Origin of the sequence: Ruegeria sp. HKCCA4633 (assembly GCF_013034605.1) — a bacterium.
Classification (GTDB): domain Bacteria; phylum Pseudomonadota; class Alphaproteobacteria; order Rhodobacterales; family Rhodobacteraceae; genus Ruegeria.
Map to the genome: position 1 here is coordinate 1 of NZ_WQGJ01000011.1, position 26,799 is coordinate 26,799.

Genomic DNA, 26,799 nt, shown 5'->3' on the forward strand with positions numbered 1-26,799 from the left:
AACCGGGGTCAATATTGGATGCCGATAGGGGGTCAATGTTCAATGCCGATTGACATTTTGTGTATAAGGTTTGCATTGCATCAAAACTGTCTCTGAAAAGATTTTGACGAAAGGCTGAACAGCTACGAGTTTAAATAAATCACATCACGCCGATGTTTTTTCTCGATTCCAGCATGCAGATTTCCTATACTAAAGTGGCAATCAGTGAGTGGTTGTTTCATTTAATCGATTCTGGTCGCTCCTCCCATTTGCGGGCGGAGCGACAAATTTTTTTGACATGCTTGACGAAAAGCGTTCTAACCAGCTTCTTGATCCGATTGATTGATTTATTTTCCGGTAAAGTAAGTTCGGTAAATACTGCCGCTTTCCAAGTTCACTGAGTTTATTGCTGGGCGCGAGCATAACGCAGAGTTTACTCCTAACCGTTATAGAGTTCGCGACCAAGACTAAAGTCTAGGGTAGGGGCGGATCCACAAATGCAACGTGAACTGAGCAAAACCGATACTTCACATCGATCGGGCGAACGTGCAAAAGGTCCTAACTATACCGGAGAGTTCGAATTTGCTAGCAAAGCAGCTTGCGTTCTATTACTCACCCGCAGTTTTCCGAGAATATTCGTTATATGAAACTTCACGGTCACTTCCTTTAAACTTAAATCTTGCGCTATCGATTTGTTGGATTGACCTGATGCCAGCATCTGGAGGATCTGCCTCTCTCGAGCTGTTAAGCCATAGATTTTCAGTCTATCTTCAGATTGTTTCAGAGAATTGTCACTTGAGTGATCAACAGGACTATTCGCAATCAGTTCGTTGATACTAGCTAGCATCAAATCCACAGGCATAGACTTTGGAAAATAGGCGAGCGCCCCAAGTTCAATGGCTTTATCCGCAACTTCAGGAGAGGCTACTCCGGAAATTATCACTGTTTTTTGGTTTGGAAACCGCGATCTGAGTCTCACTAGACCCTCTAACCCGTCCATTCCTGGCATCTGATAGTCAATAATGGCGAGATCGATATTTCTGAAAGCTGAAAGCGATACGTATGCTTCCTCAGCGCTTGAAGCTACCTTTACTTCAAACCCAGCTTTTTCAGACAGATAGGCGGCCAAGGTATCGCGAACCAGTTGGTGATCATCGGCTAGTAAAATAGTACGCATCGACAACTAGGTTGCCTCCGAATAAGAACTATTGTCCACCAAGCGGCGATTGGCTCGGCTTTCCTTACAGTATGTTCGCTGCCCAATTAAATGATAACATCAATGTAACACCATGCGTTTGGGGAGGCCAACTCTATGATATCAAAAAGTGTTCTGAGCATCGTTTTAGCACTTGTCGCGATGTGTTTTTCATCAGCTAACGCACAAAATTCAATCCCATTGACGGTTGTGCTTGTTGGTGGAGAGCAAATAGAACTCTCATTGGAGGACTTGGATTCGTTGGAACAGGTTTCCTTTTCTACTTCTACAATTTGGACTGACGGAGTCCGAAAATTCAGCGGCGTGCCGGTTTCCGGCCTGCTTGGAAACCTTAACGCCGAAGGTAGTCTTCTTAAATTATTCGCTTTGAACGACTATTCAATAGAAATGCCCGTTGCAGAGTTGGAGTCGGAAGTGCCGATAATCGCGACCCGGATTGACGGCGCCACAATATCGGTTCGTGAAAAAGGACCTTACTGGATAATGTTTCCGTTTGACGACAGTCCTGACTATCAAACAGAGACGACTTTCGCCCGCTCAATCTGGCAGTTGCAACGAATTGTTCTTCACGAATGAGTTGTAAGCGACTCTAGTCTAAAAGGCAGAGTCTCAGGGAGTTGTGATGCAAGATAAACTGGCTAGGATCCTTATTCCGGCATCCGTGTTATTTCTTGTTGCGCTCGTGGTTGCCTTGGGGCGGAATCTTTGGCTTGAACAGCGCGCTTTGTCCACTGCTGGTAACGAAAATGCCCAGTGGACAATTTTGCAGCTGGACACTGAGTTTTCTAATTTGCGTTCTGTCTTGCTTGAGGAATCTTCAAGTCTCAGCCCCCACAGTGCAAGGATCGACATACAGACCCAGATCGCCTTGAGCCGAATTGACCTCGTTAGTGAGGGAGTTGCGCGAGAAATAATCGAGAGCGATAACCGTGCTACGGAGCTGTTGCAACAACTCCATCATTTCGCCGAAGAAGCTACCAAACTTACTCAAAGCGACAGCCTACCCGCTGTTGTTGATGAACTTTTCAACTTGACGACACTCTACAAGCCAGTGGCAAGAGAATTGTCGTTGCTGGGAGTGTCTATCGGAGCCGAAAGAACTGAAGCTCGCCGACAAGTGTTTTCATCAGCTCTTAGAAATGCTGGCGTGATCGCAACTTCAGTCGTCATTTTATTGGCTGCCGTGCTTCTGTTTTTGTACCAAATGTTGCGGATATCAAGGAAGCGCGACCTCGCACTTCGCGAAACGACAGCCCGGTTAGAGTCGACAGTTTCAGCTTCGCTTGATGCTATAGTGATTGGAAATGAGAAGGGAGAAATTGTAGAATTTAATCAAGCTGCTGAGCGTGTTTTTGGCTCGAAGAAGAAGGAAGTTTTAGGTAAGAAAATTGAAGGCACGATTCTGCCCGCTGTACCTTCCAAAGAAAGCAATGAGGCCGATAATACCGAACTTCCCAATCTTTTTTCTGGTTTTTCAGAAAATAAGCGAGTTGAGATTATAGGAACTAGGCGAAACGGGGAGGAATTCCCGGCTGAAGTCAATGTCATAAGGGTTTCAAAGGCCGGTAACGCTTTGGTTGCCGTTTACCTGAGGGACATAAGTGAAAGAAAGCGCAATGAGCGAGCGCTATTGGAGGCCAAGGAGAATGCAGAGCGAACTGATAGGGCAAAATCGCGGTTCTTGGAGATAATGAGCCATGAAATGCGAACTCCTATCACTGGCATTCTAGGAGTTTTGGACCTCCTCAAGACCACAGACCTTACGGAGAAACAAAGCCACTTTTTGGAGGTGGCCATCGCGTCTGGAGAAATTCTGCTGAAGCAGGTAAACGAAGCCCTTGATATTACGCGAATAGAGTCTGGATCTCTGGTTCTGTCACCTGCTAAATTCAACCCACACAATAAAATATCACAAGCCATTGCAGTTCTTGAACCATTGGCGATGGCAAAAGGATTGAAACTGAAAACCGACCTTGATCCTGACTTGTTCGGCTACTTCATTGCTGACGAATTGCGTGTCGGCCAAATCGTCACGAACCTGGTTGGAAACGCTATCAAGTTTACTTCTGTCGGAAGTGTCAATGTCCAGTTGCGCGGCAACATTTCGCAGCAGATCACTGACTTAATTTTGACCGTCTCAGATACGGGAGACGGGATTCCAGAAAACCAATTTGAAAAAGTTTTCGAAGACTATGTGACGCTTGCACTAGACAAAGGTAGACTGCCTAGGGGAGATGGGCTTGGACTACCAATTTCAAGAAAAATTGCGAGGATGATGGGGGGAGACATTACTGTTTGCTCACAGTTGGGACGCGGAAGTCATTTTACCCTGACTATACCCATGAAAAAAGCGTCCGAATCTCCGCGAAATGGACCTAAGGTCGATCGCTTAAATTTAGTAAGATCCGCCCCGAGTGTGCAGAAACTTTCTGTCCTCGTCGTTGAAGACAACGCTGTCAACAATTCGGTTCTTTGTGAAATGCTATCAAGCTTGGGTCACAACGTTCAAAGTGCGCTCTCAGGGGACGAAGGATACGAATTGGCAATAAGCACAAAGCATGATGTCATTCTTATGGACATTGGTTTACCTGACACTGATGGTTGCAAACTGACAGAGAGGATCAGAATGTCGGGTGGCCCGAACAAAACCAGTCGGATTCACGGTCTTTCTGCTTACGATGAAGGGGAATATCTTAAAAATGCTTTGAAATCTGGCATGGACGGTTTTTCAACCAAACCAATTCGCCTCCGAGATCTCCAAAAGGTATTGCTGGGAGAGCCGCTGGTTTCGGACCCTGTGCGGGGAGATGCATCTTTAATTGATACAAAAATACTGCAAGAACTTGGTGACACACTAGGTCAAGCGCAAATGGAGAATGCTCTACGGGAATTCTTCGAAGAGATGTTCAATTTCTGTGTGGAACATGAGATGCTTTCTGATTTGAATGAGAGAGGAGAACTGGCATCTCACCTTCATAAACTCAGCGGAGCAGCCGCTTTGTTCGGTTTTCGCTCATTGACGAAAGTTATTGAGTACACCCGTAAGCAAGCTGTCGAGGCAGATATAAACTCACTAGAAATCGATTTAAGCCGCTTAAAGCAAGAGACCGAAGAGACTCGCCGGAGAATGGAAAAACTAGACTTCACTAAGAAAACTGACACTTCGCGCCGGTACATTAGCTAGTTTTTTGCCTACTTTTGGCGAGTATTGTCTTGCCGATCTATTCTAATTGGTAGGTTGATAAAATTTATCGGTAGCAGATAATTCGGAGAGAAAAAACAAAAGAACGGTACTCACTCACCGGAACAAACTATCGTTCTTAGCCCGCCGACGTTGTTCGGCGGGTGTTTTTGTTGGTCTTGTCGGAAAAACTTTGATCGAGGCGGGCAGGAGGCAGTCGTAGCTTCCAATCAACAAAACAAAGTAGCCATCCAAGTACTTGAAAAACAAGACCCGTGATCATTCGTCCGGCTGTGAAGCTGAATGTGTGGTTCTCTCTTCGCTTCGAAATGTAAAAAACCTCACGCACGAGCGTGGCATCGAAGTAAGTCATGTAACTTTGCTCGTAAAACGGTAGTACACATCACCTTCATACGCCGCTTTGAAGAAACGGCAGCTTTGTCCGCTTGGCAGACGTTCAGCAGATTTCAGCGAACGTCCGCTGCCGTTCAATGCAGACCTTCGGGCGAAATTTCTCGGAATGACCACCATCAATGATCGCTTTCCGTTCCTAAGCCGTCATCTGACTGAAAGACTCATATGACTGCCTTGAGCCCAATCCAGTCGTTGTTGCGAAACGCAGCATTTGTTGAAAAGGGCGAAGCGCCGGTTTTTGACACTCATATCCTGTTGGGTAAATTGGCTCCGCAGATTGTGCGAAACGCTGCACGAAACATCGAAGAACGCCGAACCCGCCCAGTGCAGATAATCTGCTTAAAGCCCAATTAGTTTAGCATCAAAACTCTGAAAGTAGGGACCGCATTGCTCCACCTGCGCAGACGCTAGTCCAGAGTGCAGATTTCGGCTGACCGCTTGAATATTCAGGTCTGTGGAAGTGCATGTGTCTCCATTGCGGCCTTGTAGGAGCGGCTTTCATTCACAGATTCACACAGCGCGCTGAGCTTGGGTCGTGAGCCAAAGAGAGACTGTTTGTTGGCGTGCCACTCGGTCAGCATTGTGACGTAAAAATCCAGTGCGGTCAGACCGCGCGTCATGAAGTACGGATCGCCCGCAATTGCATCTTCGATCACATCGAAAAAGGCATCGTAATCGATAGCCGCTTTTGCGCCGACCTCCTCGATCGCTTTGCTGCTGTTCGCATAGCGCTCAGGGTGCCCGAGGCGCGCTGCCGTCATGTAGCCTGAGGTCGTCATGACATTCAGCCAATACAGAAACTCTCCACGATTATCATCACCGGGCGCTGGAGCGACCCTGCTCCCAGAGTACATCTCGCCGAGTAGCGTAACGATCGCGGCAGTCTCTCCAATCGTTTTGCCATCTGCGTAGCCGAGCGCCGGTATCCGGCCGGTTGGGTTTAGACGCAGGAAATCTGGAGTCCGATGTCCGTCTGCGCCCATGTCCACGTAGTGTAGTCGATATTCTGCACCGATTTCTTCAAGGACTGACTGCACCACAATCGAGCCTGCCAAATATTCCCAATAAAGCGTGAACATTCCCCGTCTTCCCCATGGTTCTGTTTTTCATGGCGACATCCTATGCACCAATGCTCAGTATGGGTGGGTTCGATTGCTTTGCACGCTTGATTTCATTTGGCCCCACTAAAGGAAACCTTTAGGGTGTCGACATGCATCTTTCTCATTTGAACGCGTTGCGCGCGCTGGAGGCTACATTGCGGCATGGGAGCTTTTCACTGGCCGCCAACGAACTTGGAATTACTCCGGCTGCAGTTGGGCAAAGGGTACGGTCCCTAGAACTTTACCTCGGAAAAAGTCTGTTCATTCGCTCCAGCTCGGGCATCGAGCCAACTGAGGATGCATTGCGGGTTCGGGAATTGTTGGAAGACGGCTTTGCAAGGCTTGCCGAGGCATTTGAGCAACTGAAGCCGAACTACTCGGCTGGCCGTCTACGCATTACCCTGCCGGAGTCCTTTTCGGAAAATTGGCTATCGCCGATGCTTGTGGAGTTCCACCTGCAATACCCGGATGCGGACTTATACTTGGACCCATCCAATCGCGATATCGACTTAGTGAGAGAAGACTATGATCTTGCGATCAGATACGGACCCACCCGTGACACTGTATTGGAAGAACGCGTGCTTTTCGGTGATTTTGTTGCCCCAGTATGCTCGCCCGCTTTTGCAGACCAGCAAGGGCTGGATCCGTATGTGCGATCGCTAAAGGGTGTACCGCTCATCCACGTCACCAATCGCACCAAGGACCCGGGATGGCTTGACTTCCAAGCATGGGGCGATTCCTTTGGGTTTGACCGCGATCATCTAAAACATGGCGTACGCATCTCTAGAACAGGTTCAGGGCTTCAAGCGGCGGCAGCGGGTCAGGGGCTGGCGCTTTGCGGGATTGTGGAAGCATTTCACGCGTTGAAAGCAGGATCGCTCATTCTGCCATTCGGACCGTCAATGATATGCCAGACAAAGTACGCCTATCGTCTCCTATGGGCGCGACCCCGAGCGAAATCTAATCTGCGGGCGCTATTCGTCGAATGGATCACAGACAGATCAGACCGTTTCGTCAGTGAGTTAGACGCATACCTCGCTTCCCAAGGCTCAAGAGCGTCCGGCTAGTGGCCGCATTGTCCGCGACCCGGTCATTTCGGGAAGCGGAATACTGCGAGATGCACGAATGTCTGGTTTGGTGAAGCTGCATTGCGGCGCTCAAGGATGCGACCAAGGTCCGCCTTGGGCCGCCCTCAACGAAGCCTAGCGGTGCAAGTTTTGAGATGCCGCGCTTGCTCCAAGGTCGGCTTAGAGCCCAACGCGGACCTTTTTTTGCCCGAGAGCCTCATTTTATAGATATAAAACGATAAGTTGCAGTTTGCCGGAATACACGATTTACTTGCTTTCAGCCCCCATAACGGCGGCAAACATGAATGGTCAACATAGTGGCGAAAAACATGGATGCCCACAAACAACAAGCTGGGAAATCACAACCGTTTCTCGTATTTGATAACGTGAAAAAAACTTACGACCAAAAGAACTTGGTCGTAAAGGGTTTCGATATGCAAGTCGAAGAAGGAGAGTTCATCACTCTTCTTGGTCCCTCAGGCTCCGGCAAAACAACTGTTCTGATGATGCTAGCAGGCTTTGAGAGCGTTACCTCAGGCGACATCGCAATAAAGGGGCAATCGATCAATCGTATCGCACCCTATCGTCGAAATATCGGGATGGTGTTTCAAAACTACGCGCTGTTTCCGCATATGACAGTGGCGGAGAACTTAGCCTACCCGCTTTCGGTTCGGAAAGTGGCAAAGGCTGAAATAGATTCCAGAGTGGTTGCCTCGCTTAAGCTCGTAGAGTTGGACGGGTTTGGCGGACGTTATCCCGGCCAGCTCTCTGGTGGTCAAAGACAACGCGTGGCCTTGGCAAGATCGATGATTTTTGAGCCGACGCTTATCCTTATGGATGAGCCGCTGGGTGCGTTGGACAAGAAGCTGCGCGAACAAATGCAGTATGAGATCTCGCGCCTACACGAGCAATTGGGGGTTACTGTCATATACGTGACGCATGATCAATCCGAGGCGCTGTCGATGTCCAACCGGATCGCTGTTTTTAACGACGGAGTCGTACAGCAATGCGCCCCGCCCGCGGAACTCTACGAGCGGCCTTCAAATGCGTTCGTGGCCGAGTTCATTGGCGAGAATAATTTTATCGATGGCCACGTTCAGTCGATCTCAGGCGATCAGGCCAAAGTCGTTACGCCGGGCGGCGAAACCGTGGTTGCTATGGCTGGCCAAGGGTTGACCGAGAATTCCGGTTGTCGTGTGTCGGTACGACCCGAGAAGCTGTTCATACACCCGACATCGCATGATCACGACAACGAGGTGACCGCGGCGTTCATAACGCGCATCTATGTGGGCGATTTCATCCGTTATTATTTCAGGCTGGCAAACGGTTCAGAGATTATTGTCAAAGTCCTGAACGATTTGTCCGCCCCTGAGTTTTCAGAAGGCCAGGACGGGAGTCTGATGTGGCTGACTTCGGATTGCATTGCGTTCCCTGTATGAGGTTGCGCGAAGTAATGAAAGGGAAAGCGGGACCCAAAGCTTCTCGCGACAACAGGAGGTGAATGTGATTAGAAATTCTGGATTGCTTACATATGCTGCTGCACTGGCAATGGTTTCATCGGGAGCCATGGCACAAGATCTGACCGTGACGTCGTTTGGTGGCGCTTACGGGGCGGCACAACAGAAACACATGATCGACCCATATATGGCCGACAGCGGCGTCAACGTTTTGTTTGAAGACTACGGCGGCGGCGTCGCCGAAATGAAAGCGCAAAGCGAATCCGGCAACATCCAATGGGATGTTGTTGATATCGAGGTGATCGACCTAGAGCGTGCTTGCTCGGAAGGGTATTTGGAAGTCATCGATCATTCGATTTTGCCTCCGGGCGACGACGGCACACCCGCTGCCGAGGACTTTATTCCCGAGGCATTGCACGAATGTGGCGTCGGGAACATCGTTTGGACCATTATTTTCGCATACAACAACGATGCGTATTCCGACGGCCCTACAACGATCGAAGACTTCTTCAATACGGAAGCGTTCCCCGGCAAGCGCGGCCTGCGCAAACGTCCACAGGTAAACATGGAATGGGCCCTTCTGGCCGATGGCGTGGCACCAGACGAGGTCTATGACGTTCTATCCACCGATGAAGGTCAGGCACGAGCCTTCGCGAAGCTCGACACAATCAAAGACGATATCGTTTGGTATGATAGCTGGTCACAAGCACCTGTTCTTCTGAACGACGGTGGTGCCCAGATGGTGCAGTCCGCCAATGGTCGTATCTTCGCCGCCATCAAGGAAGAAAACGCCCCCTTCACAATGGTTTGGGATAGCCATGTCTATGACCTTGATGTTTGGTCGGTCATGAAAGGTACTGATAAGCTCGATACTGCGCTTGAGTTCGTCAAATTCGCAACTCAAACCGTGCCTCTGTCAGGTATGCAAGACGTGGCTTACGGCCCAACGCGCAAGTCTGCTCAGGCGCTTTTGCCGGATGACGTAAAGCAGGATCTGCCGACAGCACATCTTGACGAAGGTGTCAAAGCAGACGGCATCTTCTGGGCCGACTACGGTGAGTCACTAGGCGAAAAGTTCAACGAGTGGCTGCTTCAATAGTCTAAGAGCACCAACCTGCGCCGTTCAATCGGCGCAGGTTCATCGACCGGAGACGAACAATTGCCCGAAGCCACCAGCGTCACCCCAGATGGGTTGAGCCGCGAAGATGCCCGTAACGCCGCGCGTGAATACCGGTCACGGCGTTGGAGAGCTTTTCTGTTCGTTGTGCCCCTTCTGGCATTTATTGGTTTCTCATTTGTCGCACCTATAGCCTCGATGCTGTACCGCGGTGTCTATAATCCGACTGTTGCCAGCCTCGTACCCGAGACGCTCGAAAAACTGCCAAGCTGGCAAGGCGAGGAACGTCCAAGCGATGAGATTCTTAGCATCTTCGCCCTTGATCTAAAGAGGCTCGCCAACGATCGCACTTCTGGTCAACTGGCGGAAGAAGTGAATCGTGCCCTTCCCGGGTCCTCCAGCGTCATCAAATCCTCCGCTCGCAAGCTGCGTCGTGTTGATGACAGCGAGCTAGCCAATAATGGCGCCGCGATCCTGATTGATGCTAACGCCAAATGGGCAGAACCAGAGATCTGGCAAGCACTAAAAAAAACCGGTCAGGTCTATACCGCCGGATACTACCTGACTGCGCTCGACCTCGAGAATGACCCTGACGGCGGCATCCAACGCCGCGAGACGCAGATTTACGTCAAGCTCTATGGCAAGACGCTTCGGATGGCGCTGATCATAACGATTTTGACTGTTATTCTTGGTTACCCGCTAGCCTATTTCATGGCCAACAGCTCCAGCGGAACGGCGAACCTCCTGATGGTGTTTGTCCTGTTGCCTTTCTGGACCTCGCTTCTTGTGCGAACCACCGCATGGATCGCACTGTTACAAACAAACGGAGTGGTTAATTCCACCCTGCTTGCCCTGGGTCTGACCGATGCGCCACTTGAGATGTTGTATACGCAATTCTCGACCATCATTGCGATGACGCATATCCTGTTGCCCTTCATGATCCTGCCGCTTTATTCGGTCATGCGTGGCATTGATCCCAGTTACATGCGCGCGGCAATGTCGATGGGCAGCCCACCGATCCCGGCCTTCCTTCGCATTTACCTTCCGATGAGCTTGCCGGGCCTGTCAGCGGGCGCGTTGTTGGTTTTCATAATTTCAGTGGGCTACTACATCACTCCGGCATTGGTTGGGGGCACGGATGGCCAGATGATCTCAAACATCATCGCCTTTCACATGCAGCAATCCAACAACTGGGAGCTTGCAGCTGCCCTTGGCTCGCTTCTGTTGTTCTTAATCCTTGCGCTCTACTGGCTCTATGACCGGTTCGTGGGCGCGGGCAATATCAAACTGGGTTAGAGCGATGCGGAAGTTCCCAGAGTATTTTACCTTTTGGCACATCGCTGGACATTATAGTCTGCGTTTCTCAGCTTACCTGGTACTCGTTTTTCTGATGTTGCCAATTTTAGTTATTGTGCCCCTGTCTTTCAATGCAGAACCATTCTTTACGTTCACTGAAGGTATGCTTTCGCTAGACCCGGATGCCTTTTCCCTGCGCTGGTACCAGGCAATCGCACAGGACCAGAAATGGACGCTTGCCATCTGGAATAGTTTTGTCGTGGGCATCGCCGCTGCGATTTTAGCAACAGGATTGGGAACACTTGCGGCGGTTGGTCTCGCGTCGCCTTGGATGCCATTTAAGCGCTTGATCACTGCGCTTCTTCTCTCGCCCATGATCGTGCCATTAATCATCATCGCTGCCGGCATGTTCTTTTTCTATACCAGCTTTAATTTGGTCAGCACCTACCCTGGCCTAATAATTGCTCATGCAGCCCTTGGCGTACCGTTCGTTATCATCACTGTCACCGCAACACTGACTGGCTTTGATCGTTCACTATTCAGCGCTGGCCTTAGTCTAGGAGCTTCGCCAACTAAAGTGTTTTTCGATGTGGTTATTCCGATCATCCGGCCTGGTGTCATCTCTGGAGGACTGTTTGCTTTCGTAACTTCATTTGATGAAGTAGTCTTGGTGTTGTTTTTGGCGGGTCCAGAACAAAGAACAATCCCTCGCCAGATGTTTTCAGGGCTACGCGAGCAGATAAATCCAACGATCCTCGCGGTAGCAACGCTTTTGGTGCTTCTATCCATAGCTCTCTTAGCAACACTTGAATTGCTGCGCCGTAGATCCGAGCGTCTTAGAGGTACTTCTGACTAATTGCACCGGATTTAAGAAACTGGATTACTTCAGCCACGAAGAATGGTGACGATTCATCATAATCAAAAGAGTGAGCTTTCTTTAACCCAAAATTGATGCACTAAAAAATTGGTGATTTGTCCTCCGAGCAGGCGCTCGAAGGGCGATTGAACGCTGATGTGCGGTTAGCAGACACAAATGGCGCGTTTGTCCGCGTAGCGGTCACTCAAACAGAGCCCAGCAAACGGCTGCTCTGAGCCCAGAGTTGACAGTCGTGCTATCCTCTTTTCGTTGTTAGAAAATGGATGGAGACTATGAAGATCGCGACTGTAGCGACAGGTGGAATTGGTGGCTATCTAGCTGTAAAATTGGGCTTGCGTGGGCATCAAATCGCGACCATTGCGCGCGGAGAGCATCTGGAGGCCATTTCCAAGACCGGTCTCAAACTTGAAACATCCAGCGGCACGCTCACCCACCACCCATGGATTGCGACGGATGATACATCCCAGGTCGGAGAGGTCGACGCGATCATCTTTGGGGTCAAGGGAGATGATCTGGAATCCGCTGCCGAGGTCTGCAAACCTCTGTTGGGAACCAATACTGTCGTCGTGCCATTCTTGAACGGCGTGGAGGCCTCCGACCGACTTGCGAAGATATTACCCGAGGCCAATGTCGCCAATGGAATGGCGCAGGTTTCTACAACCATCTCGACCCCAGGAGTGATAACACAAACCGGAGAGTTCAACCAATTTGTGTTTGCCGAACGCGACAGTCGCCCCTCGAACCGAGTTGCGGCACTCCAGCAGGCATTGACTGACGCGGGCGTTGCGGCGCCGGAAACAGATGATATCGAGTGCGAACTGTGGTCCAAATTTGTTCTCTTTTCAGCCGTATCAGGTGTTACCGCTGCAGCGCGCTGCACCATTGCCGACATCACAGGTATCCCAGAACTGGCTGCCGTCTTCCGGCAAGTTCTGAGTGAAACCGCAACATTGGGCCGTGCTTCTGGAGTTGCTCTGCCGGATGACATCGAAGCAAAGACATGGGAGCGGGTGCAAGCGCTTCCACCAACCATGCGGGCCTCTACCGCAGTTGATGTCGAACATGGTAGGCGGCTTGAGATCGAATGGATATCGGGTGCTGCAGCACGTTTGTCCGATAAATGGGGACAGGAGGCACCAATGAACAAAGCCCTCTATGCTTTGTTGCTGCCACATAAGGCCGGTCGATAAGGCATTGTGGCTTTCCGAGAGAGGGACCATGGTGGTGTCGCTTTTGCTCGCGGAGCGACGACTGGAACGACCTTGATGGAGTTACATCGCGGCCAAGGGCAGCTTTGTCCGCATAGCGGTCACTGATGCACTGCGCAGCGAACGTCTGCAGCGAGCCCACTTTGATCGATGCTGCAAAATGCTTGAATGGCCGCAATGCGCATAAAACGGAATTTGCGAAATTTGGTGTATCGGCCTAAGATTACAGAGGTCTGGATCGGCGTAGGCTTGGAACACTGACGGATGCAAAGATCACGTCTGTGATAAAAGGTTTCATTTTGGTACTTTTGACGGAAAAGCCCGACAGGGCTTTCCCTTTGTGCTGGCCGTCCGTTCAGTAAATGTCGCCGTCTTCGGCCATGAGGATGTTCGTGACGCCAGCATCCTGCATTTCCTTCAGTACACTCAGACGGTCGAAATGCTCGGGGTCGTTATAGTTTTGGACGTGCGTCATGACGATCTGTTTGACGCCACTGTCGTCCTGAACCTTTTTCATGTCTTCTGGAAACATGTGGTAGGCACCAATAATCTTCACTTTTTCGTCTTCCGTGTCGCCACCCCAGACCACAAACATGATGTTCTTTCTCGTTATGCTTTCAATGACCAGAACGTCAGCGTCTTTTGCCGCGTTGACAAGGCCTTCAGAGTAGTGCCCGTCGCCGCCAAACGCGATAACGCGCCCGTCCGGCTTGGCGGTAAACCGATAAGCATAGGTATGATGAAGAAAACCGTGCTCTGTTGGGAATGCTTCGACCGTTACGTTGTCGTCCTCGTAAATTAGCCGCCCTTTGGGATCGGTCGATGGCCAGACCGGCACGCCGATTGCGGTTGCTCCGTCGGCCTTTTGGGTTGTCGAGCCCTGGAACATTTCGTTCCTGTCGAGCCGCCAAGCGGCGTTGATATTGGCAATCATCTCGTCAACGCCCTCGGGTCCATAAATCTTCTTGTCGGGGCCGGGGCCAAACTTGAACGGGCCCGATATGAAAGATGGCAATCCCACCGTGTGATCTTCGTGCAGATGGGTCAGAAACATATACTTGATGTTCTGTAGATCAAAAACGGTTGCCAGATCCATTGCGCCCTGAGAAAGGACGGCCTTCCCAAGTGACCTGAACCAGCCTTCGCCGGCATCAACAAAATATGGAAATCCGTTTATGATCACCGCGTGAGCTGGACCAAAACGGTAGGGATTGGGTGGCGGGTCGCCCGTTCCAAGGGTTATCACTTTGGTTGAGGAATCCGCTGGCGACCGGTCAATCGGACCACGTGGGTAATTAGTCGGCCAGTAGGCCGGACTCGTATAGGGAGTTTTGAAATCTTCGGGTTTTACGAAGGGAACGTTCAGATAATTTTGTTCCGTTTCGGTGGCGCCCGCAGCAAGATTTTCCTCATATAGCCAAAACCGGATGTTTCGCTGGCAAAGGAAAACAGCGCATTAATTTGCACGCTACAAAACTGCGCGCGCGTTGTGTACTATCGGTTCACCGGGAGGCAACGATGGATCGCCGATTGACCACTATCCTCGTCGCGGATGCTGTGGCATATTCCCGGTTGATGGGCGAGGATGAAGAAGCCGCGTTGGCAGAACTGACAGCCTGCCGAGCATTGATTGATGCCCAGATCGAGAGCCACGAGGGGCGCATTTTTGGCAGTGCCGGTGATAGCGTGATTGCTGAATTCGCAAGCCCTGTGGAAGCGGTGCGGGCCGCGTTGAGTTCACAGGAAGCAGTGAAGGCGCGTAATACCGGAAAACCGGAAGCCGGACAGATGAGGTTCCGTTTCGGTGTGCATCTGGGCGATGTGATGGATCAGGACGGAAACCTCCTGGGTGATGGTGTCAATATTGCAGCGCGGCTTGAGGCGCTTGCGCCGCCGGATGGGATCATCATGTCCAAACCGGTTGCAGATCAGGTCTTGGGCAAGGTGGATGCCACGTTCGGGTATTCCGGTGTGCATAGTCTGAAGAATATCACGAAAAGCGTCGAAATCTGGACCTGGCCCGCCGAAAAATCTGTGAAACCAATGTCGCGCTGGGGGGCGCGTCAAGTCGGCTCGCTGGTGGCGATGGCTGCCGTGGTTCTCGCGTTGGCTGTGTACCAGTTATATCCCTCACACCAGGAACAAGCCCTGCCGACCGGACCGCGCATTTTGATCCTACCTTTTGAAAACGTGAGTGGCGACCCGGCGGATGAATACTTCAGTAATGGTCTCACCCGCGACATCAACGCTTTGCTTGCGAAGTTTTCGAACTTGTTCGTGCTGGCACCTGAAACGGGCGTTGCATTTGGGGATAATGCCAATTGCAGAAAAATCAGAGATGAAGCCGGTGCCGATTACATCCTCGGTGGAACTGTGCAGCGGTCGAACGAGAAAATACGGGTGACGACCACCTTCATCGATGCTCGGACCTGCTTGCAGCTTCAAGCGCCGGGGCCGTTTGAACGCGACCTTAACCTTGCGAGCGTTCTGGATGTGCAGCTTGAGATCGCGCGGAAGATCGCCTCGTTGGTTGGATCAAGCGATGCGCCTTTGTTCAAAACGGAGATGCTCCAGTTGATCAGAGAAAAAGCGCCGGAAACCCTTGACGCCTACGAGTGCTACATGACGGCGCACTGGTTCTATCAAACATTTGCGTTGCCTGAACACCGCAGGGCGCGGGACTGCCTTCTGCGCACGGTTAGGGAGGAACCGGGGTTTTCCCTGGCTTGGTCACGGTTGGCCTACAACTATCTAGATTCCTATAAAAACTCCTACGATGTCGATCCAAACTGGGCGCAGCTCAGCGAGGAAGCCGCCAGAAATGCAATCGCTGCGGATCGTGACAACCCGGACGCCTACTATTCATTGGCGGTGCGAAGCCGCCTGCTGGGAGAAAGCATGGACGTGTTCCACAAATACGCCCAGAAAGCCGTCGAATTAAACCCGAATGACTCATGGATTCTGGCTGATCTGGGGATATTCCTGGCCTATTCGGGCGACTTCGAAAACGGCATCGAATGGATTGCACGGGCAAGGGCGCTCAACCCGAAATTACACCCCGGCTTCAGAAATGCCGAACATCTCTATGCGATCAGCAAAGGCGACTACGAGGAAGCTATAAACGTAGCTCTTTCCAAGGGGGCCACGTCTCACCACACTTTGGCCAGTCTTGCTGCTTGTTATGCGCTCAACGGGGACAAAAAAAGGGCCGAAGAGACTGTGGCGAAGCTGAAGACAAAGTTTCCCAATTTCCACAAGGATCCGCGTGCGCCTTACCGCGCGAGAGGCATGCCCGATGAGTTGATTGAAAGAATAATGGAGGGCTTAAGACTAGCAGGATACGAAGTGCCATTGGAAGAAAGCGGCGACGGAACTTACTAGCAAAAAATGAAACCAAAAAAACTTTGTGCAGCTGACGTTTCCCGGTAGCGCACAGCTACTTTTTGGCATGCTGTTTTTCGCAGTTGCTGCGAGCGGCAGCTTAGTCCGCATAGCGGTCGCTCGCGGTATTCAGGCGAATGACCTCACCGAGCCCAATGTAGACATTTGGTTCAAGCGAAGCATCTGTCGAAAAGGACTAGAAACGTTCATTCGCTGCGTCCTGCGCCTTGGTTCACGAAGCAAAGTTAAGCCGCCATTGCTTTTTCATTCTATACTAGTCCACACTGACTCTCCGTTAATGGTAAAGGGAGACCCCGATGAGCAAAGAAACGATCGGATTTGTTGGTGTTGGCTTGATGGGTCAAGGCATGGCCTCAAATCTGCTAAAAGCCGGTTTTACAGTTAATGTGATTGCTCATCGAAACCGTGGACCTGTCGATGAGTTGGTCGCCCAGGGTGCGACGGAGGCGGAAAACCTCGCGAAGCTTGCAGCAGTGTCATCAGTTATCCATGTTTGTGCGCCCGGTTCTCCTCAGGTCGAGGCAATCGTGGCAGCCATGATGCCGTCCATGCAGGCCGGTAGCGTCATTGTAGACTGCTCCACGTCAGACCCGAATTCCACTATGGCACTCGCGAATAAGTTAGCGCAGGCCGGTCACCATATGGCGGACGCGCCGTTGGGCGGGACACCCGTGCAGGCACAGAATGGAGAGCTGGCGACCATGGTCGGCGCTGATCCTGTTGTTTTTGAGCGGCTGAAGCCTGTTATCGCAGCTTGGGCAAAGACCATCGTTCACATCGGCCCATGTGCTGCAGGGCACAAAATGAAGCTTCTGAATAACTTTCTTTCACTGGGATATGCGGCGCTCTATTCGGAAGCGTTGGCACTGTCCGAAAAAGTCGGAATATCCACCAAGGAATTCGACTCGGTCATTCGTGGCAGCAGGATGGATTGCGGGTTTTATCAAACCTTCATGGGGTACGCCGTTGAAGGCAATCGAGAGTCTCACAAATTCACTCTATCCAATGCTCTAAAAGACTTGCGTTACCTAGAAGCCATGGCAGATGAAGTGGGGCTGTCCAATCCAATCGGAAACGCCGCAAAAAACAGTTTTGCAATGGCGCTTGCCGCTGGGGGTGACGGACCGAACGACTATGTTCCTCACCTTGTGGATTTCGTAGCTGTGAGAAACGGCGTATTCAAGGCGTGATTCTGGTCGCATTGCAAACGCAGTTAAATGCGAACTCTTTAAGATGCGGGAACAAGGATTTCAGGTAGTCCCACCAATCATGCTGAGGATCAGAACTGAGAAGTCATTTTGCCTTGGCGTTTGAATGGAAGGTTTCATCCTGCGTCATTTCCTTCTTAACATCAAAGCCTTCGTAAAATCGCGCTACTGACTCTGACGTCGTTAAATTTACAGAGTGGTTGTCGTTTGTTACGTTGAAATCCGGATAACTAAAATCATTGATGCTCACGAACTGTTGGCGACTACCAAAGCCCGCACATTGATCCAGCAAAAGCGGAGCTCGTCGAGTCTCGATCCATCAAACATTACGACCTGGTTGATAGTTAATCACCCAAAAGGATGATCGACATGTCAAAGGGTCAGAGAACATCGCAACCGGACCTCGTGCCTGATCCGCCCAACAAAACAGCTGACGCGTTAGAGGCTTTGGAAATCCGGCTGAAGGAAGCGCTGGATCGACAAGTGGCGACGGCCAAAATCCTGGACGTGGTAAACAGCTCTATTAGAGATCCCCAACCGGTTTTCAACTCCATTGTTGAAGCGGGTCAAACACTGTTTCCAAAATCGACAATCAGCATCGGATTGAGGGAAGGAAACAAACTGATTTTGGGCGCAATCTCCGGCCCAGAACCAGCTGGTGTCGAGGCTTGGCGGCGCCGCTTTCCAGCTCCTCTTCATCCAGAGACTATCCACGGCCACGTCATTTTGAATGGCAAGGCGATTGATTTGCCAGACGTCGCGGCGGCACAAGATCAGTTTCGAATTGGTGCTGGCAACTTCCTTGCGTCTGGAGCGCGGGCCGTAACGATGGTCCCAATTTCTCAAGGTGGGCAGACCGTTGGAGCTCTTGCCGTGTTGCGGCATTCGATCGGTAAGCTGCAAACAGAGCAATTCGATATTCTCAAGACGTTTGCAGCGCAGGCAAATATCGCTTTGGATAACTTGTATTTGCTGAACCAAATGCGTGAATCGAACAAGACCCTGGAGAACGTATCCAAACAGCTTGCCAAGTACATGCCGCCTCAACTTTATCGGTCAATTATAGCCGGTAACCAGCAAGCGGCTATCGAGAGTCGCCGCCGCAAACTCACGATATTCTTCTCCGACATTGTCGATTTTTCCGAGATTACTGATCAGCTTGAAGCAGAGGAACTGACCTCGTTACTGAACGAGTATCTGTCGGAAATGTCCAAGATCGCCCAGAGACACGGCGCATATTTCGACAAGTTCATTGGGGATGCGATGATGCTGTATTTTGGCGAACCCGAAAGTCTGGGCGCAAAGGAAGATGCAGCCGCTTGCGTTCGGATGGCGATCGACATGCAACGCGCCTTGAACGACCTACAAACTGGATGGCGGCGCAAAGGCTTGATTGATCGACCATTTCAGGCCCGCATAGGCATCAACACGGGCTACTGCACAATAGGCAATTTCGGTTCCAATGATCGGATGGATTACACTGCAATTGGGCGAGAAGTAAATCTTGCTGCAAGGCTTGAGGCTGAATGCGATCCTGGAGGCATATTGCTGGCAGCAGAAACCTATTCTTTGGTGAAAGATTGGCTCTCGGTTGAAGAGCGTGAGCCGGTTCAGGTGAAAGGATTTCAAAACCCGATTCGCACGTACGCGGCAACAGCAACCTACGAAGCCGCTGCGCGAGAGAGCCCGATCATCCACGAGGAGGATGAGGGCTATTCCCTCACTGTGGACAAGGATCGCATAAGCGCGGAAGCCATCCGTCGTCTAAAGTCCGTTATTTCTGATTTAGGCGACTAAACATCAAACGGATGTCATCCAGAAATGTTTGACCAGACCGTACAACCACCAAATGGACAGTGGTCTAAACTGGCAAGCGCGCGTGAAGTTCAATTGGGGCAATCAAACCACGTTCGATGTTCCGAACCATGTGTTGAACCTTAAGTGCAGTGTCTTCGCCCATGATCAGATGAAGACCCAAAGGTGGAGGGCCATCTGAACGGCTTTGCGCGGCTGCCAGATCCGCAAAGAACTGTTTAGCGAATGCAGTGCGGTCGATCCGGTCACTCACCTCAAAACCAACGGACTTCAAAGCAGCCTCATATGTATCAGGCGGAGCAAGCGCACTTTGATCTGAAGAAGACGCCCAAGGCGCAGGATAGTCCATTTCCCCCTCTCCCACTTGCATCACATCGTAGATTGCAAAGATGCCTCCCGGCTTGAGAACCCGTTTTGCCTCACGCGCTATGCCGGATTTGTCCGCGATGTTCATGCCAACATGGATCATATATGCGACGTCCATTGACGCGGCTTCTAACGGTAACTCGAGCACGCTGCCTTCGATGAGTTGCACCCGATCAGACAAACCTGTCCATTCTGTAAGAGCGCGTCCTGTTTCTACAAACTCAGCGGTCAAATCGACGCCAGTTACATGCGCCCCGGTAGCCGCAGCGACATAGCGCGCCGGACCACCGAGACCGCATCCAAAATCGACAACCCGGCTTTCGGACGAAAGGCCGAGAGCCTTCACAAACGGTTCGGTCGCGAGGCGTCCGCCAATGTGAAACTCGTCAACCGGGGCCAAAGCGTCGTGGGAAATTGGCGGCGTCAAGTCCAGTGCTGCGCAACCATCGGAAATCCGCTTGAGCAAGTGACCAGAATGGTAATGATGTGCGACTTCATTGGGATTGGTCATTTCGAAGCCTCCCTAATCAATCCCAATAGACTACACGGAGTAGTTCCGAATGTCAGGTTTGTCCGCTCAGCGGTCATAGCCCGAATTTTTCAAACGTCTTCGGTTTACAATAGCTGCGATTGAGGTTGGGGCGTTTTAAAAGGTCCTGACCCTAGAACAATCGTAGGGGCTGGCTGAGGGGGTTCGGGCCAGCCCCTATCTTCATCACGAGGGGGTAAGTTGATAATGTGATCCCACACTACTCAATCGGCGCCTTGCCTAAAATTGGGGGATTCCCGTAATACGGCAAGCTCAGTCGAAATAGTCTGTTTCCAAAGTGCGAACAGTAAGTTTCAGAACGAGCCGTGGACACAACTTTGCCACAATGCGATCCTCTTCCCGTGGGCGGCACGTGAAGATTTTTGGGTGATCCGGTCTTTCTAGCCGGATTTTAGGGGGTTGTTGAGTTCGGCGTGTCGCCCCACGAGCTTTTCATTATCTGTTCGAAGATTGAATTGCGATTTTTGAATGTCAGAAGGCTACCGCACTTTTCATCCCATGGGCGCAATTTGAACAAACGGCAAATCTATCAGAGTGAGGCGGCGCGCCTTGATGGGGATTTACGATTTTAATGAGGGGGTACGAGTTCGGCGCGTCGCAGTTCTCGCAACAATGGGCTAGCGGCCAAATAACTCCTGCCTCTGCGCGGGGCTTTTTTGCGATAATGTCTCACAAATTCAATACACGGGTGATGGTGGGCATGCGTTTTGATTAAAACAGACGGTCGAGTTTTCGCTGATTAGCTTCATGCTCAAGCATGTGCCGCACAAGGTTTGGTCGATTTAACCATAGGATTTCTTACACCTTGTCCAGTAGACCGTTAGTCGATTGGGAGATTCCGCTTGCTATCTAAATCTGAACAGCAATCTGTTCGTCATTTAACCAAACCGCACTAACGGTCTAACCGGACGACTCAAATCGTGCCAATCAGCGCAGCGCGGAGCGAAATCCGACGTATTTGGAAAACTACGAACTGTAAGGACAAATTCTTACGCGGGAAGGTGCCGTTGACTAGGCGGATACTGCCTTTCCCGTTTGATCGAGCGCGAAGTGCAGAACCCTCTTCAACATTATCATTTGTTCATGCGAGGCATGGCTCTCTTTCTAACTGTGGCTACCCTCACAAAATTCGAAACCTTCTCGCCAGAAATCATGACCTATGCGTATTCGATCTGCCAATCCTTTGTGGAAGCGCAAGGCCCGCTACAAGCGGCGACTGCTGCCCGCAGCATAACCGCAATTTCGAGAAGATCTGCTGCCGATCGAAGCGGCACAGGGCCCAGGAATAGCCGCAAGAAAGAGCATGACTTAAGTGCAAAGTCATCTCTTCCTACTAACCAACCGACGGCAAACCATCTAACCGGGAAACAGGTTTCTTAGTACAGCGGTTGTCATATTGGGACAGCTACTCCTGATCAAATTGGCATGCGCCTCTCCGCCATCTCTGCGTACCATGTACTGCCTGCCGGGATTATGTCGTCGTTGAATTCGTAGGCCGGGTTGTGCAGGGCAGCGCTGTCACCATTGCCGATGAAGAGATAAGCTCCGGGCCGTTCGGCCAGCATTTCAGAGAAATCCTCGCCGGGCATGACCGGGTCGAATTCACGGATAACATCGCCGGAAATTGCCTGTGCCACCTTAGCAGCGCGCGCAGCGGCCTCTGGGTTGTTGATGGTGGGTGGCACGCGTGAAGTGTAATCTAGATGTGCTTTTGCACCGTTTGCCTGCGCCGTCAGTTCGGCAAGCTCGCCTAGGCGTTTTTGCACGATCTCATGTACATCAGCATCGAAATAGCGCACCGTACCACGCAATTTTATCTCGTCCGGGATAACGTTGAAGGTATTGCTGTCACTGCGCAGTCCACAGGTGGAAACAACAACGGATTTTAGCGGGTCGATGTTGCGTGCCGCGATGGTCTGTAGCGCGGTAATCACCTGCGCAGCAGCCACCGTTGTATCCACCGCCATATGAGGTAGCGCTGCGTGGCCTCCCTTGCCTTTGATTGTGAGTTCGAAAAACGCAGTAGCGGCCATTTGCGGTCCGTCGCGCACTGCAAACTGACCAGCTGGAATGCCCGGCCAATTATGCATCCCATAAATTTCCTGAATGCCCCAACGGTCCATCAATCCATCGTCAAGCATCGCGCGCGCGCCACCGCTACCTTCCTCAGCGGGCTGGAATATCAGCACTACGGTACCGTTGAAATTGCGCGTTTCGGCTAGGTATTTCGCAGCACCAAGCAGCATTGCAGTATGTCCGTCATGACCGCATGCGTGCATAACGCCAGGATTAGTCGAGGCGTACGATAAACCTGTGGTTTCCGGAATTGGCAATGCGTCCATGTCCGCTCGAAACCCAATCGCCTTGCCTGATGCCTGCGTTCGACCGTGAATCACGCCCACGACCCCGGTCCGGCCGACGCCAGAGACCACATCATTGCAGCCAAACTCTGTGAGCAATTTGACCACCTTTGCAGCAGTTCGATGTTCTTCGAACCGCAGTTCGGGATGAGCATGAATGTCCCGCCGCCATTCAGTGATCTCGGCATGCAGTTCGGCAAATCTGTTGCGGGCGGGCATGAGGTGCATCTCCTACTTCGTTCGGTCAGGACTATGGCTACAGGCCGGCACGCCCGCAACGAAATACGCCAAACTCGCCATCTGAGACTCCGCCTTATAGCAAGAGCAGCCTTCTGTTCTGTTCGCCTACACGGCTAGAGTTTCGAAGCCACGTAAACAACGGCATTGTCCGCATTGCAGACATTGGGCGTTATTAACTGAATGTCCGCATCGAGCCCAGAGCGGCCGCACTCGTTAAAGCCATTTGGTTTGACAACGCCCCTATGACCAGTAAGTCTCGAAGAGTTGAGACCCGCCATTCTGCGAGACCCAAAATTGGCATCCTGAGAGTATTTGGGGAGAAACAGAAACAACATGTCACGCCGTTTTGCGTTCATTCAGGCAGCCGATCTGGTGGATTACTCATTAATGATGGCGCAGGACGAAAGCGCTGCAATCGACTTGGTCCATGAATTGCGTGACAAACTCTTCGAGCCAATTGTCGCAAAGCATGAAGGTGAAGTTCTAAAACGGATGGGTGACGGCTGGATTGTGGCCTATCCAAATGCCGCGTCGACCGTTCTTGCGGCTCTGGAAGTGCAGAGCGGCCTTGCGGAACACCCGAACACTCGACTGCGCATGGGCATCCATATGGGTGATATCGTAAAAGATGAAACCGACTTGTACGGAACAGGCATAAACATTGCTTGTCGTCTGCAGACCGAGGCGCCGCCTGGGGGCGTTCTAATTTCCGCCGATGTCTACAATCAGCTATCAGAAAAACAATGCGCGGGTTTCTCGGATGCGGGCAGTTTCAAGCTAAAGAATATCCCTCGCCCAATTCAGTGCTTCCAGTGGCGGCCAGATAAATTAACCGTCAGCAGCCGCTCCAACGAGGTGCCTACTATAGGAGTTGAAAGGCTTGTTGCCGCACCGCCTGACGAAGAAACCAAGGCTGCCGCTGAGGATTTGCACGAGCAGATTGTCTACGGATTGTCCCGGCGTACGGGGATCAAGGTGCGCGACATGTCCATCGGCACGACAGGAAGAACAACTTACAACCTTCGCGGCAGGTTCCGCCGGTCGGGTAACCGGGCAAGGGTCAATCTCTCGCTGGTGCTTCTTGACGACGCCGCAACGGTTTGGGCAGATGTTTTTGAGGATGAAGCCACTGATCTTTTTGCATTCACGGATGAAGTGGCTGGGGAAGTTGACGCAAAGTTGCGGTTGTTCGTCAACTCACTGGACAACAACCGTATTGGTGAAATCCCAGATGAAAATCTAAGCGTTTCAGAACTGCGCACCCGTGCGGCAGGCCTCTTTTATGAATGCACGATACCGGATCTTGAACGGTGCGTATCTGTGATGGACCGCGCCAGACGCCTGAGCCCTAGGGACGGTATGAGCCAATGTATGTGGGCCATTGGAGTGCTCCAGCGATACAAAGTGAGGTTCGAAGCTGTTGAAGGCGAAACTTTGGACGAGCTTTCGCGTGCGCTTGATCTTGCCGTCGAGTTATTGCCGCAAAGCGACTTCGCGTTCTTTGCAAGATGCATGTTTCGAAGCCTGACCGAGCGTGACCCCACTAAAGTGATGTCAGACGCGAAGGCGTGTTACAATCTCAGTCCGAATTATCCGCAAGCGCATATAGGGCTGGGTTACGCATATACTCTGGCTCAAGAGTATCAGAAAGCAGCCGCCGCAATACGTAAGGGTACCGAACTTCGAAATGACCCGTTCTGGACGTACCGCAGACTGCAAATGGCTGTAGCAGAGTATTGTGGTGCGGATTACGAAGAAGCAGTATCCACTCTGCGCGAGATGATTGACCTCAAGCCAAGCGTTCGAGGCTTTCGTAAGCTGCTTATCCTATCGCTTTGGCAACTCGGACACCACGATGAAGCCCGAAAAGAAAAAGCTTTGGCGGCTCAACTAGAAGACGGTGAGAACTTTTTCGTCCAAGAACCAATACTGCCTGACACTCACTTGTGGTTAAGAGAAGCGTTGGCCCCTGGTTCTGGTGATGTGCTGCGGTTTGTTGAATGACAGCTTAGTTCGCAAAGCGGTCACTGCCATGTTTTCCGCCCACGTCTGCCCTAGTCAAAGCAGCCGTTGACGCTGGAACCTCTTCAAACGCCCAGAGCCCTCGCATTTCAGACGAAGCTAACTGGCTTCAGATAAGGGCCGATGCATAGTTTGCTGCAGAAGCACTATAAAGGGCGTAGGCAATCAAAACTAAAAGAACGAAAACTGGTCCAGCTATTTCAAAGAAAGCTCGTACAGGTGTTTGAGAGCTTTTCCCAACTGAGACATATTGGGAGAGATTACTTTCTGTTTGGAATAGCTTCCATTTACTCAGGTTTACCATATTCAACTCGCACAAAAACAACGGTTAAAAATTAGCACTCGTAGCCCTGATCGCATAAGGATATCGTGTTTTTCAGAGATTGTACGGCCCAGATGGCAAGATGAGTGCACATTCACGATCCAACAACACGCATTGTTAACCTTTGCGGGAATGTTTGGTGTTTTTAGACCATTTGGGACACCACTCCTCAAACTTCCAAACTTAGGAAAGACTTGTCGCGATCTGGACAATTGGAGCGTACTTTCACTCAAACCGTCTGCTTTGTCCGCAACCCGGTCATAGCCGTGTTTTCTACCAGTGTCTGCTCTGGATCAAAGCAGCCGTTTACGCTCCGACCTGTTAATAGGTCCAGAGCCTAATAGTCTCAGCTCCGGCTCACCTTTATTGTCGTCCTCTGTCGAATGCGGATAGAAGCATGCCCAAACTGCCAGTTAACGAGCCTTCGACGCACTCCCGGTGGCTCTAGATGGCGATACTTACCACGAGAAAACTCCGGCAAATCTAAAGCCAGTCCTTGTTTAATTAACTCTGCACCAATGTCTCGACCGTCTGGTAAATAGCATGTTCCCACAAGTCGGTCGTAAGACCTTTCACCATCAAGTTCTGCGGTAATGGTCTGCCCCTTACAAATTTCGACCATCGCCCATTTGGACTTTTGGCCGTAAGGCATGTCCAATTCCGGAGCATCGATTCCAGCCAAACGAATTTTTGTTCCATTTATTCGGATAGTGTCTCCATCTATCACATAAGCACGCCCTTGCAGCATCATGCTCTTTGGCATTGCTGGTATTGGGTATGCTGGCTTGTGGATGCGGCGTCTATTGTTGGGTCGAACAACTGGCTTCAGCGTTGATCGCCGATTGTTAGGTCGAACTACCGGCTTTAGGGAGGTTCTTCTCCGACGAGAGCGACCTACCGCACGGCCTATGGAGCGACCTATAGAGCGGCTTGAGCCAGTGACCTTAATCAAAAGTCCGCCAAATACAACGGCCAAGAAAACTAGTTCCATTGTTCCCAAAACCCTTCCACGAAGCGGATGATGTATGTTGTTCAAATAGGGTGTTTTGGGGTCGAATTGCTTTCGAATCACGGCCAATAGTTTTTTAATTTCCGCCAAATTAATAATATACAGATCAATTGCTTAGCTAATCTCGGAAGTTTTAATCCGAATTGAGGTTCGTACCGTGGTACATCAACATCCAAGGTACTCAACCAAGTCATGGATACTGGCTTTGATGTTCGGTTCGCCCAGAGAAAAAACACCCGCTGAACTGAGGCGGGGTACCGGCTATTGATCCAACCAGCGAAACGACCCGTAACACTCATGCCCCATTTAGTCTGGGCAGTCCCATGGTCAGACTAAATCCCCGCGTTGCCTATCATCCCAGATTAAGGTGACGCGGGGAACTTTGATCCAAACCGCGATCCTAGGCGTAATCTAGGTACCCCGAAACTAACGCCCGCTTTGTTCAATTGGTTTCCCTCCGAACAATGCGGGTTTTTTTGGGGATGAGGGGGTAACGAGTTTTCCGTCACCAGTGGCCGACCGGACCTTTCAATTCTGGTTCGGTCGGTAATGAGTCGTTCGGTGCTGAACGTCGCGCTTATTGAATCAAATGA

The 26,799-nt window shown here is 51.1% G+C and carries 19 protein-coding genes; 12 read left to right on the forward strand and 7 right to left on the reverse strand.

Going from position 1 to position 26,799, the window contains the following annotated elements; translation table 11 throughout:
- Positions 1 to 541: 541 nt before the first annotated feature.
- Positions 542 to 1,156 carry a response regulator transcription factor gene (locus tag GOV85_RS19315; RefSeq protein ID WP_171181261.1) on the reverse strand — a complete coding sequence of 205 codons (615 nt, stop codon included), beginning with the start codon at positions 1,154 to 1,156 and terminating at the stop codon, positions 542 to 544.
- Between the two features lie 135 nt (positions 1,157 to 1,291).
- Between GOV85_RS19315 and GOV85_RS19320 the strand changes: the two genes are divergently transcribed.
- Positions 1,292 to 1,771 (forward strand): oxidoreductase, encoded by a 480-nt coding sequence (locus GOV85_RS19320; RefSeq protein WP_171181263.1) that lies wholly within the window; start codon positions 1,292 to 1,294, stop codon positions 1,769 to 1,771.
- A 46-nt stretch (positions 1,772 to 1,817) separates the two neighbouring features.
- Entirely contained in the window at positions 1,818 to 4,379 is a 2,562-nt protein-coding gene (locus GOV85_RS19325; RefSeq protein ID WP_171181266.1) for an ATP-binding protein, read from the forward strand.
- 857 nt (positions 4,380 to 5,236) lie between these two features.
- Here the strand turns inward: GOV85_RS19325 and GOV85_RS19330 are convergent.
- On the reverse strand, positions 5,237 to 5,869 hold the full coding sequence (locus tag GOV85_RS19330; protein ID WP_171181268.1) for a glutathione S-transferase family protein: 633 nt from the start codon (positions 5,867 to 5,869) through the stop codon (positions 5,237 to 5,239).
- 131 nt (positions 5,870 to 6,000) lie between these two features.
- On the opposite strand from GOV85_RS19330, the gene GOV85_RS19335 reads away from it, so the two are divergent.
- The 6 genes from GOV85_RS19335 to GOV85_RS19360 all read left to right on the forward strand — a co-directional run bounded on the left by GOV85_RS19335 (position 6,001) and on the right by GOV85_RS19360 (position 12,894).
- Entirely contained in the window at positions 6,001 to 6,957 is a 957-nt protein-coding gene (locus GOV85_RS19335; protein ID WP_171181270.1) for a LysR substrate-binding domain-containing protein, read from the forward strand.
- 329 nt (positions 6,958 to 7,286) lie between these two features.
- Positions 7,287 to 8,396: an ABC transporter ATP-binding protein gene (locus GOV85_RS19340; RefSeq protein WP_171181273.1), complete on the forward strand. Its 1,110-nt coding sequence runs from the start codon at positions 7,287 to 7,289 to the stop codon at positions 8,394 to 8,396.
- Positions 8,397 to 8,460: 64 nt separating this feature from the next.
- Positions 8,461 to 9,513, forward strand: a complete 1,053-nt coding sequence (locus GOV85_RS19345) for an ABC transporter substrate-binding protein (RefSeq protein WP_171181275.1) — start codon at positions 8,461 to 8,463, stop codon at positions 9,511 to 9,513.
- 60 nt (positions 9,514 to 9,573) lie between these two features.
- Positions 9,574 to 10,827 (forward strand): ABC transporter permease, encoded by a 1,254-nt coding sequence (locus GOV85_RS19350; RefSeq protein ID WP_245223351.1) that lies wholly within the window; start codon positions 9,574 to 9,576, stop codon positions 10,825 to 10,827.
- A gap of 4 nt (positions 10,828 to 10,831) precedes the next feature.
- Positions 10,832 to 11,683 (forward strand): ABC transporter permease, encoded by an 852-nt coding sequence (locus GOV85_RS19355; protein ID WP_171103639.1) that lies wholly within the window; start codon positions 10,832 to 10,834, stop codon positions 11,681 to 11,683.
- Between the two features lie 293 nt (positions 11,684 to 11,976).
- Entirely contained in the window at positions 11,977 to 12,894 is a 918-nt protein-coding gene (locus GOV85_RS19360) for a ketopantoate reductase family protein (protein WP_171181278.1), read from the forward strand.
- 373 nt (positions 12,895 to 13,267) lie between these two features.
- Here GOV85_RS19360 and GOV85_RS19365 read toward each other — a convergent pair whose 3' ends face one another.
- Entirely contained in the window at positions 13,268 to 14,008 is a 741-nt protein-coding gene (locus tag GOV85_RS19365; protein ID WP_254443003.1) for an MBL fold metallo-hydrolase, read from the reverse strand.
- Between the two features lie 479 nt (positions 14,009 to 14,487).
- Between GOV85_RS19365 and GOV85_RS19370 the strand changes: the two genes are divergently transcribed.
- The gene (locus GOV85_RS19370; RefSeq protein ID WP_171181282.1) at positions 14,488 to 16,293 is read left to right on the forward strand and encodes an adenylate/guanylate cyclase domain-containing protein; all 1,806 of its coding nucleotides are present in this window, start codon (positions 14,488 to 14,490) and stop codon (positions 16,291 to 16,293) included.
- A gap of 317 nt (positions 16,294 to 16,610) precedes the next feature.
- A complete protein-coding gene (locus GOV85_RS19375; RefSeq protein ID WP_171181284.1) occupies positions 16,611 to 17,504 on the forward strand; it encodes an NAD(P)-dependent oxidoreductase in 894 nt (297 codons plus the stop codon).
- A 103-nt stretch (positions 17,505 to 17,607) separates the two neighbouring features.
- On the opposite strand, the gene GOV85_RS21445 is transcribed toward GOV85_RS19375, so the two are convergent.
- A complete protein-coding gene (locus GOV85_RS21445; RefSeq protein WP_217358304.1) occupies positions 17,608 to 17,772 on the reverse strand; it encodes a hypothetical protein in 165 nt (54 codons plus the stop codon).
- Between the two features lie 119 nt (positions 17,773 to 17,891).
- Between GOV85_RS21445 and GOV85_RS19380 the strand changes: the two genes are divergently transcribed.
- Positions 17,892 to 19,319, forward strand: a complete 1,428-nt coding sequence (locus GOV85_RS19380; protein WP_170485051.1) for an adenylate/guanylate cyclase domain-containing protein — start codon at positions 17,892 to 17,894, stop codon at positions 19,317 to 19,319.
- Positions 19,320 to 19,383: 64 nt separating this feature from the next.
- Here the strand turns inward: GOV85_RS19380 and GOV85_RS19385 are convergent, their stop codons facing one another.
- Together GOV85_RS19385 and GOV85_RS19390 are read right to left on the reverse strand one after the other, a co-directional pair.
- Positions 19,384 to 20,214, reverse strand: a complete 831-nt coding sequence (locus GOV85_RS19385) for a class I SAM-dependent methyltransferase (protein WP_170485050.1) — start codon at positions 20,212 to 20,214, stop codon at positions 19,384 to 19,386.
- A 1,454-nt stretch (positions 20,215 to 21,668) separates the two neighbouring features.
- Positions 21,669 to 22,832: a M20 aminoacylase family protein gene (locus GOV85_RS19390; RefSeq protein WP_170485048.1), complete on the reverse strand. Its 1,164-nt coding sequence runs from the start codon at positions 22,830 to 22,832 to the stop codon at positions 21,669 to 21,671.
- A 354-nt stretch (positions 22,833 to 23,186) separates the two neighbouring features.
- On the opposite strand from GOV85_RS19390, the gene GOV85_RS19395 reads away from it, so the two are divergent.
- Positions 23,187 to 24,857 (forward strand): adenylate/guanylate cyclase domain-containing protein, encoded by a 1,671-nt coding sequence (locus tag GOV85_RS19395; RefSeq protein ID WP_170756998.1) that lies wholly within the window; start codon positions 23,187 to 23,189, stop codon positions 24,855 to 24,857.
- A 686-nt stretch (positions 24,858 to 25,543) separates the two neighbouring features.
- Here GOV85_RS19395 and GOV85_RS19400 read toward each other — a convergent pair.
- The gene (locus GOV85_RS19400) at positions 25,544 to 25,960 is read right to left on the reverse strand and encodes a thermonuclease family protein (RefSeq protein WP_171181286.1); all 417 of its coding nucleotides are present in this window, start codon (positions 25,958 to 25,960) and stop codon (positions 25,544 to 25,546) included.
- Between the last annotated feature and the right edge of the window lie 839 nt (positions 25,961 to 26,799).

What these genes read in the sequence shown, in the direction of transcription:
- GOV85_RS19315 (WP_171181261.1), bottom strand. Translation starts at nt 1,156, where the DNA reads ATGCGTACTATTTTACTAGCCGATGATCACCAACTGGTTCGCGATACC.
- GOV85_RS19320 (WP_171181263.1), top strand. Translation starts at nt 1,292, where the DNA reads ATGATATCAAAAAGTGTTCTGAGCATCGTTTTAGCACTTGTCGCGATG.
- GOV85_RS19325 (WP_171181266.1), top strand. Translation starts at nt 1,818, where the DNA reads ATGCAAGATAAACTGGCTAGGATCCTTATTCCGGCATCCGTGTTATTT.
- GOV85_RS19330 (WP_171181268.1), bottom strand. Translation starts at nt 5,869, where the DNA reads ATGTTCACGCTTTATTGGGAATATTTGGCAGGCTCGATTGTGGTGCAG.
- GOV85_RS19335 (WP_171181270.1), top strand. Translation starts at nt 6,001, where the DNA reads ATGCATCTTTCTCATTTGAACGCGTTGCGCGCGCTGGAGGCTACATTG.
- GOV85_RS19340 (WP_171181273.1), top strand. Translation starts at nt 7,287, where the DNA reads ATGGATGCCCACAAACAACAAGCTGGGAAATCACAACCGTTTCTCGTA.
- GOV85_RS19355 (WP_171103639.1), top strand. Translation starts at nt 10,832, where the DNA reads ATGCGGAAGTTCCCAGAGTATTTTACCTTTTGGCACATCGCTGGACAT.
- GOV85_RS19360 (WP_171181278.1), top strand. Translation starts at nt 11,977, where the DNA reads ATGAAGATCGCGACTGTAGCGACAGGTGGAATTGGTGGCTATCTAGCT.
- GOV85_RS19365 (WP_254443003.1), bottom strand. Translation starts at nt 14,008, where the DNA reads ATGGATCTGGCAACCGTTTTTGATCTACAGAACATCAAGTATATGTTT.
- GOV85_RS19370 (WP_171181282.1), top strand. Translation starts at nt 14,488, where the DNA reads ATGGGCGAGGATGAAGAAGCCGCGTTGGCAGAACTGACAGCCTGCCGA.
- GOV85_RS19375 (WP_171181284.1), top strand. Translation starts at nt 16,611, where the DNA reads ATGAGCAAAGAAACGATCGGATTTGTTGGTGTTGGCTTGATGGGTCAA.
- GOV85_RS19380 (WP_170485051.1), top strand. Translation starts at nt 17,892, where the DNA reads ATGTCAAAGGGTCAGAGAACATCGCAACCGGACCTCGTGCCTGATCCG.
- GOV85_RS19385 (WP_170485050.1), bottom strand. Translation starts at nt 20,214, where the DNA reads ATGACCAATCCCAATGAAGTCGCACATCATTACCATTCTGGTCACTTG.
- GOV85_RS19390 (WP_170485048.1), bottom strand. Translation starts at nt 22,832, where the DNA reads ATGCCCGCCCGCAACAGATTTGCCGAACTGCATGCCGAGATCACTGAA.
- GOV85_RS19395 (WP_170756998.1), top strand. Translation starts at nt 23,187, where the DNA reads ATGTCACGCCGTTTTGCGTTCATTCAGGCAGCCGATCTGGTGGATTAC.
- GOV85_RS19400 (WP_171181286.1), bottom strand. Translation starts at nt 25,960, where the DNA reads ATGCCAAAGAGCATGATGCTGCAAGGGCGTGCTTATGTGATAGATGGA.